The sequence below is a fragment of the Pseudomonas ceruminis genome (genome assembly GCF_021602025.1).
Lineage (GTDB): Bacteria > Pseudomonadota > Gammaproteobacteria > Pseudomonadales > Pseudomonadaceae > Aquipseudomonas > Aquipseudomonas ceruminis.
The window spans coordinates 1-16,565 of sequence record NZ_BQHW01000039.1; the positions used below are offsets into that span (position 1 = coordinate 1).

Below are 16,565 nucleotides of genomic sequence, written 5' to 3' on the forward strand. Positions count from 1 at the left end.
AGGGCCAGTGGTGTGGGGGAGGGGCGCAGGCTGGCAGGTGTGGGAGAACATTACCGGCCGCTTCGCAGGGTTGCCCACGAAACGGCCAGTATGGGTGCTATCAGGCTTGCTGTACCGCCAGCTGGTCGGCCAGGCGCACGAATGCTGCCAGGTCCAGTTGCTCGGGACGCAGGCTGCCATCGACACCGGCGGCCTCAATGGCCTGGCTGTCGAGCAGGCCTTTGAGGGTGTTGCGCAACGTTTTGCGTCGCTGGTTGAAGGCTTCGCGAACCACGCGTTCGAGCAGCAGAGGGTCCTTGGCCGGGAACGGCAGCACTTCATGCGGCACCAGGCGCACGATGGCCGAGTCCACCTTCGGCGGCGGGTTGAACGCGCCGGGGCCGACGTTGAACAGGTGCTCGACCCGGCAGTGGTACTGGACCATGATCGACAAGCGCCCCCAGTCACCGCCGCCTGGCCCTGCAGCCATGCGCTCGACCACTTCCTTCTGCAGCATGAAGTGCATGTCGCGGATCAGCCCAGCATGGCTGAGTAGGTGGAAGATCAGTGGGGTGGAAATGTTGTAAGGCAGGTTGCCGACCACCTTGAGGCTGCGCGGTGGCACGCCCAACTGGTTGAAGTCGAACTTCAGGGCATCACCCTGGTGCAGGCGGAAGTTGTCGCGGCCGGCGAACTTGTGCTGCAGGATCGGCACCAGGTCCTTGTCCAGCTCGACGACGTCCAGTTGTGCGCCGCTGCCCAGCAGGCCCTCGGTGAGGGCGCCCTGGCCTGGGCCGATTTCCAGCAGGTGTTCCCCGGCCTTGGCGTTGATGGCGCGCAGGATGCGGTCGATGATGCCCGCGTCGTGCAGGAAGTTCTGCCCGAAGCGCTTGCGCGCCCGGTGTTGGTATTGCTCGTTCATGGTCGGTTCTCGGCCATCTGGTAGGCGGTTTCCAGGGCGACGCGCAGGCTGCCGGTATCGACCTTGCCGGTGCCGGCCAGGTCCAGGGCGGTGCCATGATCGACCGACGTGCGGATGATCGGCAGGCCCAGGGTCACATTGACTGCGGCGCCAAAGCCTTTGTACTTGAGCACGGGCAGGCCTTGGTCGTGGTACATCGCCAGCACCGCGTCGCAGTGCTCCAGATATTTGGGGGTAAACAGGGTATCGGCCGGCAGCGGGCCGCGCAGGTCCATGCCTTCGGTGCGCAGGCGGGCCAGTGTCGGCTCGATGATGTCGATTTCTTCGCGGCCAAGGTGGCCGCCTTCCCCGGCATGCGGGTTGAGCCCGCAGACCAGGATGCGCGGGTTGGCAATGCCGAACTTGTCACGCATGTCGGCGTGCAGGATGCGGGTAACCCGTTCCACGCGCTCTGCGGTGATGGCGTCGGCGATGTCCCGCAAGGGCAGGTGCGTGGTCACCAGCGCCACGCGCAGGCCATGGGTGGCCAGCATCATCACCACCTGGGTGGTGTGGGTCAGGTCAGCCAGGAACTCGGTATGGCCGGAAAAGGCGATGCCGCTTTCGTTGATCACGCCCTTGTGCACGGGGGCGGTGATCATCCCGTCGAAGTGGCCGTCGAGGCAGCCCTGGCCGGCGCGGGTCAGGGTTTGCAGGACGAACGCCGCGTTGGCTTTATCCAGTTGGCCTGGCACCACCGCTGCGGCCAATGGCGTATCCCAGACATACAGGCTGCCAGCAGGCGCAGGCTGGTCGGGCCATTGGCCTGGGCTTACGGGTAGCAGGCTGACAGCCAGCCCCAGCTGCGTGGCCCGCTCGGCGAGCAGGTCACGGCTGGTGATGGCGATCAGAGGGTGGGGCTGGGCGTCGGCGGCGAGCAGCAGGCACAGGTCGGGGCCTATGCCGGCTGGTTCACCGGGGGTGACAGCGAAGCGCAGCGGCTTCACTGTACGGCCTGGTCAGCGCCAGGCAGCTTGATTTCAACGTAGGCTTCGTCGCGGATCTGGCGCAGCCAGGTCTGCAGCTCTTCGTCGTACTTGCGGTTGCGCAGGACGTTCAGGGCCTGTTGCTCACGGGCCTGTTCGGTGCTGTCGGTGGCGCGGCGGCCCAGCACTTCCAGAACATGCCAGCCGTACTGGGTCTTGAACGGTTTGGTCACCACGCCTTGCTGGGCGTTGGCCATCTGCTCGCGGAACTCAGGTACCAGGCTGTTCGGGTCGACCCAGTTGAGGTCGCCGCCGTTGAGCGCCGAACCCGGGTCTTCCGAGAAGCTTTTCGCCAGGGTGGCGAAGTCTTCGCCGTCATTGATCCGCTCGTAGAGTTTCTCGGCGAGCTGCTTGGTGGCCGCTTCGCTGCGAACTTCGCTTGGCTTGATCAGAATGTGGCGCACATGCACTTCATCACGCAGCACGTTCTCGCTGCCACCGCGCTTCTCTTCCAGCTTGAGGATGATGAAGCCGTTGGGGATGCGGATTGGCTGGGTGATATCACCGATGGCCATGCTGCTGAGCAGCTTGGCGAAGTCCGGTGGCAGCTGGCCGGCCTTACGCCAGCCCATCTCGCCGCCTTCCAGGGCGTTTTCGCTGGCCGAGCGAGCGATGGCCATCTGGCCAAAATCCGCGCCCTGCTTGAGCTGCTGGTAAACGTCGCCGACCTGACGTGCTGCGGCCTGGATGGCGTCCGAATTGGCGCCTTCCGGGGTCGGGATCAGGATGTTGGCCAGGCGGTACTCTTCCGACATCTGCATCTTGCCCAGGTCGGAGTTGAGGAAGTTCTTCACTTCCTGCTCGGACACCTGGATGCGCTCGGCCACGCGGCGCTGGCGCACGCGGCTGATGATCATTTCACGCTTGACCTGCTCGCGGGCATCGTCGAACGACAGGCCGTCGTGGGCCAGGGCGGCGCGGAACTGGTCCAGGGTCATGCCGTTGCGCTGGGCAATGGTGCCAATGGCCTGGTTCAGTTCTTCATCGGTGATGCGGATGCCCGAACGTTCGCCAATCTGCAATTGCAGGTTCTCGACGATCAGGCGCTCCAGAACCTGCTGCTCCAGCGCGCCGGCTGGCGGTACACCGCCGCCGCGCTTGGCGATGGTTTGCTGCACCTCGTGGACGCGCTGGTCCAGTTGGCTTTGCATGACCACATCGTTGTCGACGATGGCCACCACTCGGTCCAGGGGTTGCACCGCGGCATGCACCGCGCCGCTCAGCAAAACAGCGCCCAGCAACACTGGGCGCAGACGATCAATAAGCTTGGTCTTCACGTTCACGGTAACCTTGAATGCCTTGGTCGAGGAAAGATTCGACCTTGTTGCCTACCACGCCACCGAGGCCTTTCAGCACGATCTGCAGGAAGATGCCATGGTCGCCTTTTTCGTTCTGCGGAGTGGCCTGGCTGAAGTCGTCGTAGTCCATCCAGTAACGGTTGATCAGACGCAGCTTCCAGCAGCAGTTGTCGTACTCGAAACCGCCCATGGCTTCCAGGGTGCGGTTGCGGTTGTAGTCATGCTGCCAGCGGGCGATAACGCTCCATTGCGGGACGATCGGCCAGATGACCGAGAAATCGTGCTGCTGGATCTTGTAGTAGTCCTTGATGTAGTTCGGATCGCCTGGCGTGCCATAGTCGCCGCCGCCCACCTTCCAGGTACCGGTGGTGGAGTCGTAGGCGATGGTGTCGTTGCGGTAGCGATAACCGAGGTTGACCACCTTGTTCGGGTTGTCTTCAGGCTGGTAGTGGAACATCGCGCTGCCCGAGCGGGTGCTGCGGCTGTCCGGGTCCCAGTTGAAGTCCGAATTGAAGCGCCAGTCGCGGTTGAAGTAGTAGTTGTACATCAGGGCGTACGGCGATACGTCGGATTGCGAGTCCTTGCGGTCACGGTAATCGAGACCTGGCAGTTGGACTTTGCGGTCTTTGAAGTAATACGCCTGGCCGATGCTGACGTTCTGGCGTTCGAAGCCGTTGTCTTCGATCCAGCGGCTGGTCACGCCGAGCGACAGCTTGTTCTCGTCGCCGATGCGGTCGGTGCCGCTGAAGCGGTTGTCGCGGAACAGCGAATCGAAGTTGAACAGCGTTTCGCCGGAGTCGAAGAGCGGGATGTCCTTCTGATCCTTGTAAGGAACATAGAGGTAGAACAGGCGCGGTTCGAGGGTCTGGCGATAATTGGAGCCGAACAACTGGGTCTGGCGGTCGAAATACAGCCCGCTGTCGACGCTGAAGACTGGTACGTCGCGGTTCAAGGAACTGTTGTAACTGCCGTAACCTGGCAAGCTTGACTGGGCGGCCGCCTCAGCCTTGCCTTGGCCATCCAGATCAAGATCGTACTGGGTATAAACGTACTTCAGCTTAGGTGTGATGTAGCCGTAGGAGGCCTGCATCGGGAGGCTGATTGCGGGTGCGATATTAAGGCGATTGCCGTTTGCCCGAGCAATGCCGCTGACGTTCTGGTCAAGACGGCGGCCAGCGGCGCCAGCACTGAAGTCGGGGTTGCCATCCTTGTCAGTAACGAAGTCGTCCTTCAGGTTCCGGTCAAAGCGTACAGCCTCGGTCTGGTAGCTGAAGTCGAAGCCGCCCGGATGGTACGGCAGCATGCCGTCGATGGTGATCTGCGGCAGTTTGTTGTACGGGGTGATCTGCGACAGGGTCGCCATCTCGTACGCCTGGGCATTCAGCCGAGCGGTGTAGGTGTCGCCACGCCAGGTCAGTGCACCTTGCTGGTTCACTACGTCATGGCTTTCAACGCCAATCTGGTCGCTTTCCAGGTCCTGGAAGTAGAACGGGTCGCTGATATCGGTGTAATCGACTTCAGTCATCAGGCGCTCGTCCAGGCCACCTTTGTGCTGCCAGTTGATCATCCAGCGCTGTTCTTTGTAATCAGTCTGGTCTTTACGATCGTCGTTCTTGTCGTTCAGGTACGCGCCGCCGAACTGGCCTTCGCTGGACTTGGTCAGGTAGCGGAACTCGCCTTCCATCAACAAGCCGCGTTTGGTCATGTAGCGCGGGTACAAGGTGGCGTCGTAGTTCGGCGCCAGGTTGAAGTAGTACGGCGTGACCAGCATGAAGCCGGTGTCGCTGGTGCTGCTGAACGAAGGTGGCAGGAAGCCGGACTGGCGACGGTCGTCGATCGGGAAGTAGATGTACGGTGTGTAGAACACCGGGAAATCCTTGACCCGCAGGGTGACGTTGGTCGCGGTACCGAAGCCGGTCGCCGGGTTCAGGGTGATGTTGTTGCCCTTGAGCTGCCAGGCGTTGCTGCCCGGTTCGCAGGTGGTGTACGTGCCGTCCTTGAGACGGATGATGGCGTTTTCGCCACGCTTGGCGTACAGGGCGTTGCCGCGAATGTGCGACTTGTGCATCACGTATTCGGCGTTGTCGACCTGGGCTTCACCCGTGTCGAGCTGGATCTGTGCCTGGTCACCGACCACCAGCGAGCCGTTGTCGCGGATTTTGACGTTGCCCTTGAGCTCGCCGCGATTCTCGGTCTGGTACAGGTTGGCTTCGTCGGCCTCGGCCTGCATGCTGCCTTGGCGCATGACCACGTCACCGGCGAGGGTCGCGATCTGCTGCTCCTGCTGGTACTTGGAAACCTTGGCGTTGATGTAGGTCGGCGACTCGTCCTTGGGCGTGGTGTCAGCCATGCCAGGGCGGGTTGGCTCGATGTACGCACCACCACAGTACGGGCCGGTCTCGGCCAGCTGGGCTGCGGTGAGTTTTTCGCGCGGGACCCAATCGAGATGGCTGTAGTCTTCGCTACGCGACTTCAGGCCGCGGCCCTTGCTCTGGGTAACCAGCACGGGCTTGTCGGCGCTTTCGGCCTCGGCAGACGGGGCCTCGGTACCTGACGTGAGCGCAGCACCCTCATGCACCGGGCGCGGTGGGAGGTTGTTGACTGGGGCCTTGGGCTTGCAGTCCCAACCACCGGAGGCGGACACTTGGCAGTCGAACTGCTCGGCTGCCACCACGTACGAGGTGGCCAGAGGTTGCAGGGCCAGCAGACCGCCGGTCACCAGCAACGGAAACTTTCTACGAAACGCGGGGGATTTCAATGCCATCTTATTAGTCCGGGCTTCCTGCGTGCCATCTGCCCGCGTGTGGGGCCGCACGCCTCTCGATGGTCTGAAAAAGATGCTGGATAATAAAGCATGACCCGCTTGACGGCTAGGGCCGTCGGAGACCCTTGTAATGCCTGAACACGATGTACGCCTGCAACAGCTGACAGTCTGGCTCGCTGAGCAGCTCGATGATCTTTTCCGCAACAACGCCTGGGGCGAGGTGCCCGAGGGCAGCCTGACCGCCGCCAGCAGCGATGCCAGCTTCCGCCGTTACTTCCGCTGGGAGGGCGCAGGCCACAGTTTCGTGATCATGGATGCACCGCCGCCCCAGGAGAACTGCCGACCATTCGTCGCCATCGATCACCTGCTCGCCAGCGCGGGGGTGCATGTGCCGGTTATTCACGCCGAGGATCTGGAGCGCGGCTTCCTGTTACTGGGGGACCTGGGGCATCAGACATATCTGGACATCATTACTGGCGACAATGCCGATGCACTGTTTGCCGACGCCATCGAGGCGCTGCTGGCGTTCCAGCGCCTGCCGATGGAGGCGCCGTTGCCAAGCTACGACGACGCCCTGCTGCGCCGCGAAGTCGAACTGTTCCCCGAATGGTATGCAGGGCGCGAGCTTGGTCTGGCCTTCAGCCAGGCGCAGGCCGCTGCCTGGCAGCGCGTCAGCCATTTGCTGATCGACAGCGCCCTGGCCCAGCCCAAGGTGCTGGTGCACCGCGACTACATGCCGCGCAACCTGATGCACAGCGAGCCCAACCCGGGTGTGCTGGATTTCCAGGACGCGGTCTACGGCCCGGTCACCTATGACATCACCTGCCTGTTCAAGGACGCCTTCCTCAGCTGGCCGCAGGCCCGTGTCGAAGGCTGGCTGCGCAATTACTGGGAGAAGGCGCAAGCCGCCGGTATTCCGGTGCAGGCTTCATTCGAGGATTTCCACCGCGCCAGTGACCTGATGGGCGTGCAGCGCCACCTCAAGGTGATCGGTATCTTCGCACGCATCTGCCACCGGGACGGCAAGCCGCGTTACCTCGCCGATGTGCCACGCTTCTTCGCTTATATAGAAGAAGTGATCAGCCGACGCCCCGAGCTCGACGAGCTGGGTCTGCTGCTGGCAGCGCTCAAGGCGGGAGCACAGGCATGAAAGCGATGATCCTGGCGGCAGGCAAAGGCGAGCGCATGCGCCCGCTGACCCTGCACACCCCCAAGCCTCTGGTGCCGGTCGCCGGCCAACCCTTGATCGAGTATCACCTGCGCGCCCTGGCGGCCTCAGGCTTTACCGAGGTGGTGATCAACCACGCCTGGCTCGGCCAGCAGATCGAGGCGCACTTGGGCGATGGCAGCCAGTTCGGCCTGAGCATCCGCTACTCGCCCGAAGGCGAGCCGCTGGAGACGGGGGGCGGGATCTTCAAGGCACTCCCTTTGCTGGGAGACGCGCCGTTTGCGTTAATCAACGGCGATGTCTGGACCGACTACGACTTTTCGCGCCTGCAGGTACCGCTGCGGGGCCTGGCGCACCTGGTGCTGGTCGACAACCCGGGGCATCACGGCCGTGGGGACTTCCGGCTGGAAGGCGAGCGGGTGGTGGACGGCGACGAGGCGCCTGGCACCCTGACCTTCAGTGGGCTGTCGATCCTTCACCCAGCGCTGTTCGACGGTTGCCAGGCGGGCGCCTTCAAGCTGGCGCCGCTGCTGCGCCAGGCCATGGCCGCAGGCCAGGTCAGTGGCGAGCACTTTCGCGGCCACTGGGTGGATGTCGGCACCCTGGAGCGCCTGGCCGAGGTCGAGCGCTTGATCGGCGAGCGCGCCTGATATGTGGTGGCCAGGCACGGTGATCGGGCTGGGCGCAGGCTTTGCGGTCGCCAGCATCCCCGGCGCGCTGCTCGGCGCGCTGCTGGGACAGGCCATGGACCGGCGCCTGCGTGTGCAAGGCTGGGACGACATGCGCGAGCGACTGGGTGGCCGGCCGGCATTACGCGACGAAGAATTGCTGTTCGTTCTGCTCGGGCGCCTGGCCAAAAGCGATGGGCGGGTGGTGGAGCAGCATATCCAGCAGGCTCGCCAGGAAATGGTGCGCCTGGACCTGGCCGAAGCGGCACGGCTGCGTGCCATCGCCGCATTCAACCGCGGCAAAGCGGGCAAGGATCGCCTTACCGGCCACCTGCGCCGTATCCGCCTGCAACCCCATGCGGCCGAGGGTACCCTGCGTGCGTGCTGGCGCATGGCCTGGGCCGATGGCAAGGCGGGGCAGCAGGAGCGCGAACTGCTGCTGGACTGGGGGCAGAAGCTTGGGCTCAGCCGCCGTCAGGTGCAGGCCCTGTCGCTGGAGTATGAGCCGCGCAAGACGAATGCAGCCAGCTCTGGCATGACCTACGCGGCCGCGCTGCGGTTGCTGGGTGTCGAGGCCGACAGCGAAGGTGATCGGGTCAAGCAGGCCTATCGGCGGCTGGTCAGCCGGCATCACCCGGACAAGCTGGCAGGGAGCGGGGCCAGCGACGCGCAGGTGCGCGAAGCGACCGAGCGAACCCGAGAGCTGCACCAGGCCTACGCATTGATCCGCAAGCGGCGCGGGTTTTGAGGCTGCCCACGCAGACCCTTGTAAGGTTGTCGTGGGCGCCGTTTATTCCTGCGGCGCCATCCAGCCGCGTACCCGACGGAACAACTGTTCCTGCTCGGCCTCCTTGTTCGCTGGCATGGCAATCAGCGAAAGCTGCTTGTATTGGCTGTCCTTCTGCCGTTTGCTGGCTTGCAGGCGCTGCGCCGCGGCGTTGCGGTCAGCGGTGCGGGTGGCGTAGTAGAGGTCGGCAGTCGGCACCTTGAGGGTCGGCGTCAGGCTTTCCAAGTCATGCTCGACCCGTGCCGGGGTCTGCGCGGCGATCATCACCAGTTTCTGCACCTGCGGCGGCTGCTGCTCGCTGAGGTAGCGCGCTGCCCAATAGGCACCGCTGCCATGGCCGATCAGCACGATACTGCGGGCGTTGTGCTGCTGGGCATAGGCCACGGCCGCATCCAGGCGAGCGAAGATGCGTTCGGCGTCGGCCTGGTCGTTCTGTTCGCTGGCCTGTTCGGCGTCGGTGCTTTCTGCGGTGTCAGCATCGGCGGCGGTGGCCTGGGCGACGTTGGCGTTGGCATCGGCGGGCGTGTCTTTTACCGGTGCGGTCTCGCCCGTGCCTTTTGTCGGCTCGGCAGCGGGCGTGGCTTCTACCCGCGCCTGCGGGCTGTCGGCAAGCAGGTCGGGAAGGCTCAGGCTCAGGCTGTGCCAGCCGATATCGGGGAACTTGCGTCGCAGTGGGCCGACCGTGTTTGGCCAGTCGGCGTTCTCACCGGCACCCGGAACGATGATCACCGCGCCTTTCGGGTCGCTGTCGTTGGCGGGTTTCCACAGGGCCAGGAAGCTATCGGCACCGGCCTGCAGCGTCTGCTGCTCAGCCTTGGGTACCAGGCGCTCGAGGGCCTGTGCTTCTTCCTGGCTACGCTCCAGCAGAGGCGGCCTGGGAGTGGGCGCGGCAGTCGCTTCGGCAGCAGCTGCAGGTTTTTCAGCGTCGGCGGCCAGCGCGCCGATAGGTAGAAGTGAGGCGAGGCAGCACATTGCCAGCGTCGTGCGATAAAGTGTGAACATGAATCAACCCAAGGCCAGAATGATACCGGCAGCCTAATAGTATTTGCCCGCGACGGCCATGCTGCATGGCCGCCCTTGCCAAGACGAGCGTGTAGATGAAGCGATTGCGTCGCCTGTTGGTTATCGGCGGGTTGTGGTTACCCTTGATCGCCCTGGCAAACCCGCACGTACCACCGACGGTGTCGCTCGAGCCTGCGCAGCAACAGTGGCTGGATGCGCACCGCAGCCTGCGGGTGGGCGTGGTGTTGCATGCCCCCTACGCTCAGTTCGATCGCCGCCTGCAGCAACTGTACGGCGCCAATGTCGAGCTGGTGAACTGGCTGGCGCAAGCGCTCAGGCTGGACCTCACTTGGCGCAACTTCCCCGACCAGGCCAGCCTCGAGCATGCCTTGCAGGCAGGCGAGGTCGACTTTGCCCCAGGCCTGATGCAAACACCCGCGAGCTTGCGCCTGTGGTTGTTCAGCGACCCGTACATGCGCGTTCCGCAACTGGTGGTCGGGCCGCGTACGGGCGCGATGGCCGTGGAGCTGGAAAAACTCCAGGCCGGCGACCGCGTGGCGGTGCGCATGCCCAGCGTGCTGGCTGACTATCTGCGGGGCAACTACGTCAACCTCAGCCTGCAGGGGGTGCCCAACGAGCGCCAGGCCTTGCAACGGGTGATCGGCGGTCAGGCCAGCTATGCGGTACTGGATGAAGCTCAGCTCAGCCGGTTATCCCGTGAGAGCGAGTTCGGCGAGTTGGCGATTGTCGGCGATATCGGCCTGCCACAATTGCTGCGGGTGGGTTCGCGGCCTGACTGGCCGCTATTGGCCGATGTGCTTGAGCGTGGCCTGCAAGCCATGCCGGCCAAGGACCTGGAGCAACTTCACCAGCGTTGGTTGCAGCCTAAGTACCCGCGCCTGAGCGAATCGGCCGGCTTCTGGCAGAACCTGGCCTTGCTGTTCGGCCTGCTGTTGCTCTGTGCCCTGGCGACGCTGGTATGGCAACGCCGGCAGCAGCGCCAGCTGGAGCGCAGCTTGCTGGCAACGCGGGAAAGCCTGGCTGAACGGCAGGTGCGCGAAGAGGCGCTGCGCCTCAGCCAATTCGCCATCGACCAAAGCACGGTGGGTATCCTCTGGGTCAATTGGGACAGTCATGTGCGCTACGCCAACCACGCTGCCGAACGCATGCTGGGCTATGACGAGGCCGCATTGCTGGAGCGCCCACTGATCGACTTCGAACCGAACCTGAGCATGGACCGCTGGCTGCAGCTATGGAAGGGCGCACGCGCCGGGGAGACGGGGGCACGGCAGTTCGAAACGCACTGCCTGCGCGCCGATGGCAGCCTGTTGCCCGTGGAATTGTCGCTGAGTTTTCTGCGCTTTCGCGATGCCGAGTACCTGGTGGTCTATCTGGCTGATGTCACCGAGCGCCACCGCGCCCTGGCGGCGCTGCGCGAAAGCGAGGCGCGACTCAAGGGCATTGCTGGCAACGTGCCGGGGTTGGTGTTCCGCCTGGAACCCACGCCAGCGGAGGGTGACCTTGAGTTTCCTTATATCAGCGAGGGCAGCGAGGCACTGGTGGGCTACACGCCCGCGCAAATCCAGCACCCGCAGATGGGCTTGCGCAATCTGGTCCACCCAGAGGACAGGGCGGATTATCACCAGGTCCAGGACTTGGCCATAGCCAGCGATCGGGACTGGTCCTGGCAGGGCCGCATCCTGACCCGCGACGGCGAAGAGCGCTGGGCCGATATCAAGGCCAGCACCCGGCGCCTGGCCAATGGCCGTGTGGTCTGGGACGGCATCGTCTGGGACATCACCCAGGGCAAGCGGGCAGAGTTGGCGCTGGCCAGGTCTCAAGAGCAGTTGCGCGAGCTGTCAGCGCACCTGGAGAGTGTGCGTGAGGAAGAAAAGGCGCGCATTGCCCGTGAGGTGCACGATGAACTGGGGCAGATGCTCACGGTGCTCAAGCTGGAAGTATCAATGTGCGAGCTGGCCTTTGCCGAGCTCGACCCCGGGCTGAACGAACGGCTGGCCAGCATGAAGCGCCTGATAGCCCAGCTGTTTCAACTGGTACGAGATGTGGCCACGGCGCTGCGCCCGCCGATCCTCGATGCTGGCATCGCCTCGGCCATCGAATGGCAGGCACGGCGTTTCGAGGCGCGCACGCAGATTCCCTGCCTGGTGCAGGTGCCGGATAATCTGCCAGCATTGAGCGATGCCAAGGCCACTGGGCTGTTTCGCATACTGCAAGAGGCCCTGACCAATGTCATGCGCCATGCCCAGGCGCACAGCGTTGAGATCGAGCTGGTGCACGAGCAGGGGCTGCTGCGCATGACGGTCAGCGATGATGGCATCGGTTTTTGCCATGATCAGCCCCGCCCCTCCTCGTTCGGCTTGGTCGGGGTGCGTGAGCGGGTGCTGATGCTCGGCGGCAGCGTGCAGTTGCACAGCGAGCCAGGCGAGGGCACCAGCCTGAGCGTGACCATTGCGTTGGACTAGGAGAGCGATTGTGATTCGAGTGTTGGTGGCAGAAGACCACACCATTGTCCGCGAAGGCATCAAGCAGTTGATCGGCCTGGCCAAGGACCTGCAAGTGGCGGGGGAAGCCGGGAACGGCGAGCAACTGCTCGAGGCGCTGCGCCATACGCCCTGCGAAGTGGTGCTGCTGGATATCTCCATGCCAGGGGTGAATGGGCTGGAAGCGATTGCGCGCATCCGTGCGTTGCACAACCCGCCGGCGATCCTGATGCTGTCGATGCACGATGAGGCGCAGATGGCCGCTCGCGCGCTCAAGGCAGGTGCGGCGGGGTATGCGACCAAGGACAGTGACCCAGCGCTGTTGCTCACGGCCATCCGGCGGGTGGCTGGAGGTGGGCGCTACATCGACCCGGCGCTGGCCGACCGCATGGTGTTCGAGGTGGGCCTGACCGAGAACCGGCCGTTGCATACCCTGCTCTCGGAGCGCGAGTTCTCGGTGTTCGAGCGCTTGGCTCAGGGCGCCAACGTCAACGACATTGCCCAGCAGCTGGCGCTGTCGAGCAAGACCATCAGTACCCACAAGGCGCGGTTGATGCAGAAGCTCAAGGTCAGTTCGCTGGCCGAGCTGGTGAAGTACGCCATGGAGCATAAGCTGGTGTGACTGTTCTGGTTGCGACACCGGCCTCCCGGGCAACTGCTGTGCCCTGGGAAGCGGATTTGCCCGTGAAGAGGCCAGACCAGACACGGTGCAGCATTCCAATCCCGCCATCTTTGTAGGGCGATCCCTACAGCAAGTCTTCTCTCAGGATGATGGCATTCTCTCTGCAGCCCCGATTTCCGGGCCTTTGCGCCTTCTCTAGTCTTTGCCTACGCAGTCATTCCAACAAGAAGGTGCAGGCATGAGCGAGGCGAATTCGAACGCGGCTACCAGCGAGACGCTGGTCAGCTTCCGTGGTGTGCAGAAGAGCTACGACGGCGAGTCGTTGATCGTCAAAGACCTCAACCTGGACATTCGCAAAGGTGAATTCCTCACCTTGCTTGGCCCGTCCGGCTCGGGCAAAACCACGAGTTTGATGATGCTCGCCGGCTTCGAGACCCCCACCGCCGGTGAAATCCAACTGGCAGGCCGCTCGATCAACAACGTACCGCCCCACAAGCGCGACATCGGCATGGTGTTCCAGAACTATGCGCTGTTCCCGCACATGACCGTGGCCGAGAACCTGGCCTTTCCGCTGAGCGTGCGCAACCTGAGCAAGACCGATATCAGTGAGCGGGTCAAGCGGGTGCTCAACATGGTCCAGCTCGATGCCTTCGCCAAACGTTACCCTGGCCAATTGTCCGGCGGCCAGCAGCAGCGGGTGGCCCTGGCCCGCGCATTGGTGTTCGAGCCACAGCTGGTGTTGATGGACGAACCCCTCGGTGCCTTGGACAAGCAGCTGCGCGAGCACATGCAGATGGAGATCAAGCACATTCACCAACGCCTGGGCGTGACCGTGGTGTACGTCACCCACGACCAGGGCGAAGCGCTGACCATGTCCGACCGTGTGGCGGTGTTCCACCAGGGCGAGATCCAGCAGATCGCCGACCCGCGCACCCTCTATGAAGAACCGCGCAATACCTTTGTCGCCAACTTCATTGGTGAGAACAACCGCATCAACGGCACGCTGCTGGCCAGCGACGGCCACCGCTGCCAGGTGCAACTGGCCCGCGGCGAACGGGTCGAGGCCCTGGCGGTGAACGTTGGCCAGGCCGGCGACCCGGTCACCCTTTCGGTGCGCCCGGAGCGTGTGCGCCTCAACGGCCACAGCGAACATTGCGTAAACCGCTTCTCTGGCCGTGTGGCTGAATTCATCTACCTGGGCGACCACGTGCGGGTGCGCCTGGAAGTCTGCGGCAAGGCCGACTTCTTCGTGAAGCAGCCGATCGCCGAGCTCGACCCGGCTCTGGCCGTGGGCGATGTGGTACCGCTGGGCTGGGAGGTGGAGCACGCTCGCGCGCTCGATCCGATTGCCGAAGCCCACTGATGGAATGCTTCACCAACCCTGTACTGTGGAGAGAATAATAATGCGCAAGCAGTTGAAACTGACCGCCCTGGCCCTCGGCCTGTTCGCCGCCGGCCAGGCCATGGCGGCTGACCTGACCGTGGTGTCCTTCGGCGGTGCCAACAAGGCGGCCCAGGTCAAGGCGTTCTACGAGCCGTGGGAGAAAGCCGGCAACGGCAAGATCGTCGCAGGCGAGTACAACGGTGAGATGGCCAAGGTCAAAGCCATGGTCGACACCAAGAGCGTGTCCTGGAACCTGGTGGAGGTGGAGTCGCCAGAGCTGGCGCGTGGTTGTGACGAGGGTATGTTCGAGGAGCTCGATCCGGCCCTGTTTGGCAACGAAAGCGATTACGTGAAGGGGGCCATCCAGCCGTGCGGCGTCGGTTTCTTCGTCTGGTCCACGGTGCTGGCCTACAACGCCGACAAGCTCAAGACCGCGCCTACCAGTTGGGCGGATTTCTGGGACACGAAGAAATTCCCGGGCAAGCGCGGCCTGCGTAAGGGCGCCAAGTACACCCTCGAGTTCGCCCTGATGGCCGATGGCGTGGCGCCGAAGGATGTGTACCAGGTGCTTGGTACCAAGGAAGGCGTGGACCGCGCGTTCAAGAAGCTCGATGAGCTCAAGCCCAGCATCCAGTGGTGGGAAGCTGGCGCCCAGCCACCGCAGTATCTGGCCTCGGGTGATGTGGTCATGAGCTCGGCCTACAACGGCCGCATTGCCGCCGTGCAGAAAGAGAGCAACCTCAAGGTGGTCTGGAACGGCGGCATCTACGACTTCGACGCTTGGGCCATTCCCAAAGGTGCCAAGGATGTCGAGCAGGCAAAGAAATTCATTGCCTATACCGTGCAGCCGGAACAGCAGAAGACGTACTCCGAGAATATCGCCTACGGCCCGGCCAATTCCAAAGCCGTACCGCTGTTGGCCGATGAGGTGAAGAAGGACATGCCGACCACGCCTGAGAACATCGCCAACCAGGTGCAGATCGACGTGGCTTTCTGGGCTGACAACAGCGAGCAGCTGGAGCAACGCTTCAACGCCTGGGCGGCGAAGAAGTAAACGACCCGGAGCCGCTGTGCGGCCCATCACCGGCAAGCCGGCTCCCGCAGTGAGCTCAGCACTGTACCAGTGGGAGTCGGCCTGCCGGCGATGGCTGCGCAGCAGCCCTGATTTCAGCCGTTTTGTGCGGAGTTCGCCATGGCCATTGCAGTGCCCCTCAACGAAGGCGCAGGTCCAAGCCTGAAGCAGCGCCTAAAGCGCGCCGAGCGCGTCAACCGCTGGAAGGCGCAGGCGCTGATCGCGCCGCTGGCGCTGTTTCTCCTGCTGGTGTTCCTGGTGCCGATCGCTGCGCTGTTGTACAAGAGCGTCGGCAACCCTGAAGTGGTCGCCGGCTTGCCGCGCACTGTCGAAGCCGTGTCCCGCTGGGACGGCAAGGGCCTGCCTGGCGAGGAGGCCTACCTGGCCCTGAGCCAGGACCTGGCTGAGTCACGCAAGAACCAGACCCTGGGTGATCTGTCCAAACGCTTGAACATGGAGCTGGCCGGCTACCGCAGCCTGTTGGCCAAGACCGCACGAGCATTACCGTTCAAGGCCGAGCCTGGTTCCTATAAAGATGCCTTGCAGGCCCTCGACGAGCGTTGGGGCGACCCGGCTTACTGGCAGGCGATCCGGCGCAACACCAGCTCGGTCACCTCGTTCTACCTGCTGGCGGCGCTCGACCACCGTATCGATGACCTCGGCGAGCTGGCCAAGGCCACCCCCGACCAGGCCATCTACCTGGATATCTTTGCCCGCACCCTGTGGATGGGGGTGGTGATCACGGCCATCTGCCTGTTGCTGGCCTACCCATTGGCCTACCTGCTGGCCAACCTGCCGACCCGGCAGAGCAACCTGCTGATGATCCTAGTGCTGCTGCCGTTCTGGACTTCGATCCTGGTGCGGGTCGCCGCGTGGATCGTGCTGTTGCAATCGGGAGGTCTGATCAACAGTGCGCTGATGGCCATGGGGATCATCGACCAGCCACTGGAGCTGGTGTTCAATCGCACCGGTGTGTACATCTCGATGGTGCATATCCTTCTGCCGTTCATGATCCTGCCGCTGTACAGCGTGATGAAAGGCATCTCGCCAAGTTACATGCGCGCAGCGATCTCGCTGGGTTGTCACCCGTTCGCCAGCTTCTGGCGGGTGTACTTCCCGCAAACCTATGCGGGCGTGGGCGCCGGATGCCTGTTGGTGTTCATTCTGGCCATCGGCTACTACATCACCCCGGCACTGCTTGGCAGCCCGAACGACCAGATGGTCAGCTACTTCGTCGCCTTCTATACCAACACCAGCATCAACTGGGGCATGGCCACCGCGCTGGGTGGGCTGTTGCTGCTGGCGACCGTGCTGCTGTACCTGATCTATAGCTGGCTGGTCGGCGCCAGCCGACTGCGCCTGAGCTGAGGAGC

Annotated in this window: 13 protein-coding genes; 8 read left to right on the top strand and 5 right to left on the bottom strand. The window is 63.6% G+C overall.

Going from position 1 to position 16,565, the window contains the following annotated elements:
* Positions 1-100: 100 nt before the first annotated feature.
* Genes rsmA through L6D80_RS27660 form a run of 4 tightly spaced genes read right to left on the bottom strand, consistent with a single transcriptional unit; the run spans position 101 to position 5,988 of the window.
* Positions 101-901, bottom strand: a complete 801-nt coding sequence (gene rsmA, locus L6D80_RS27645; RefSeq protein ID WP_054902953.1) for a 16S rRNA (adenine(1518)-N(6)/adenine(1519)-N(6))-dimethyltransferase RsmA — start codon at positions 899-901, stop codon at positions 101-103.
* Positions 898-1,887 (bottom strand): 4-hydroxythreonine-4-phosphate dehydrogenase PdxA, encoded by a 990-nt coding sequence (pdxA, locus tag L6D80_RS27650; RefSeq protein WP_054902952.1) that lies wholly within the window; start codon positions 1,885-1,887, stop codon positions 898-900. Before pdxA ends, rsmA begins: the two co-directional genes overlap by 4 nt.
* On the bottom strand, positions 1,884-3,209 hold the full coding sequence (surA, locus tag L6D80_RS27655; RefSeq protein ID WP_176513868.1) for a peptidylprolyl isomerase SurA: 1,326 nt from the start codon (positions 3,207-3,209) through the stop codon (positions 1,884-1,886). Before surA ends, pdxA begins: the two co-directional genes overlap by 4 nt.
* Positions 3,184-5,988, bottom strand: a complete 2,805-nt coding sequence (locus L6D80_RS27660) for an LPS-assembly protein LptD (protein ID WP_176513866.1) — start codon at positions 5,986-5,988, stop codon at positions 3,184-3,186. Before L6D80_RS27660 ends, surA begins: the two co-directional genes overlap by 26 nt.
* Positions 5,989-6,118: 130 nt before the next feature.
* Between L6D80_RS27660 and L6D80_RS27665 the strand changes: the two genes are divergently transcribed.
* Genes L6D80_RS27665 through L6D80_RS27675 form a run of 3 tightly spaced genes read left to right on the top strand, consistent with a single transcriptional unit; the run spans position 6,119 to position 8,572 of the window.
* On the top strand, positions 6,119-7,138 hold the full coding sequence (locus L6D80_RS27665) for an aminoglycoside phosphotransferase family protein (protein WP_176513863.1): 1,020 nt from the start codon (positions 6,119-6,121) through the stop codon (positions 7,136-7,138).
* Positions 7,135-7,806, top strand: a complete 672-nt coding sequence (murU, locus tag L6D80_RS27670) for an N-acetylmuramate alpha-1-phosphate uridylyltransferase MurU (protein ID WP_054902948.1) — start codon at positions 7,135-7,137, stop codon at positions 7,804-7,806. The genes L6D80_RS27665 and murU overlap by 4 nt, the downstream gene beginning before the upstream one ends.
* A gap of 1 nt (position 7,807) precedes the next feature.
* Entirely contained in the window at positions 7,808-8,572 is a 765-nt protein-coding gene (locus tag L6D80_RS27675) for a TerB family tellurite resistance protein (protein WP_176513861.1), read from the top strand.
* A gap of 42 nt (positions 8,573-8,614) precedes the next feature.
* Here L6D80_RS27675 and L6D80_RS27680 read toward each other — a convergent pair whose 3' ends face one another.
* Positions 8,615-9,613, bottom strand: a complete 999-nt coding sequence (locus L6D80_RS27680; protein WP_054902946.1) for an alpha/beta hydrolase family protein — start codon at positions 9,611-9,613, stop codon at positions 8,615-8,617.
* A 95-nt stretch (positions 9,614-9,708) separates the two neighbouring features.
* Between L6D80_RS27680 and L6D80_RS27685 the strand changes: the two genes are divergently transcribed.
* The 5 genes from L6D80_RS27685 to L6D80_RS27705 all read left to right on the top strand — a co-directional run bounded on the left by L6D80_RS27685 (position 9,709) and on the right by L6D80_RS27705 (position 16,560).
* Positions 9,709-12,096 carry a PAS domain-containing sensor histidine kinase gene (locus tag L6D80_RS27685; protein WP_176513859.1) on the top strand — a complete coding sequence of 796 codons (2,388 nt, stop codon included), beginning with the start codon at positions 9,709-9,711 and terminating at the stop codon, positions 12,094-12,096.
* A 7-nt stretch (positions 12,097-12,103) separates the two neighbouring features.
* Positions 12,104-12,736 carry a response regulator gene (locus L6D80_RS27690; protein ID WP_176513870.1) on the top strand — a complete coding sequence of 211 codons (633 nt, stop codon included), beginning with the start codon at positions 12,104-12,106 and terminating at the stop codon, positions 12,734-12,736.
* Positions 12,737-12,974: 238 nt separating this feature from the next.
* A complete protein-coding gene (locus L6D80_RS27695; protein WP_054902943.1) occupies positions 12,975-14,099 on the top strand; it encodes an ABC transporter ATP-binding protein in 1,125 nt (374 codons plus the stop codon).
* Positions 14,100-14,139: 40 nt separating this feature from the next.
* Positions 14,140-15,174, top strand: coding sequence for an ABC transporter substrate-binding protein (locus tag L6D80_RS27700; RefSeq protein ID WP_054902942.1), 1,035 nt, complete (start codon positions 14,140-14,142; stop codon positions 15,172-15,174).
* A 138-nt stretch (positions 15,175-15,312) separates the two neighbouring features.
* A complete protein-coding gene (locus tag L6D80_RS27705; RefSeq protein WP_176513857.1) occupies positions 15,313-16,560 on the top strand; it encodes an ABC transporter permease in 1,248 nt (415 codons plus the stop codon).
* Positions 16,561-16,565 lie beyond the last annotated feature (5 nt).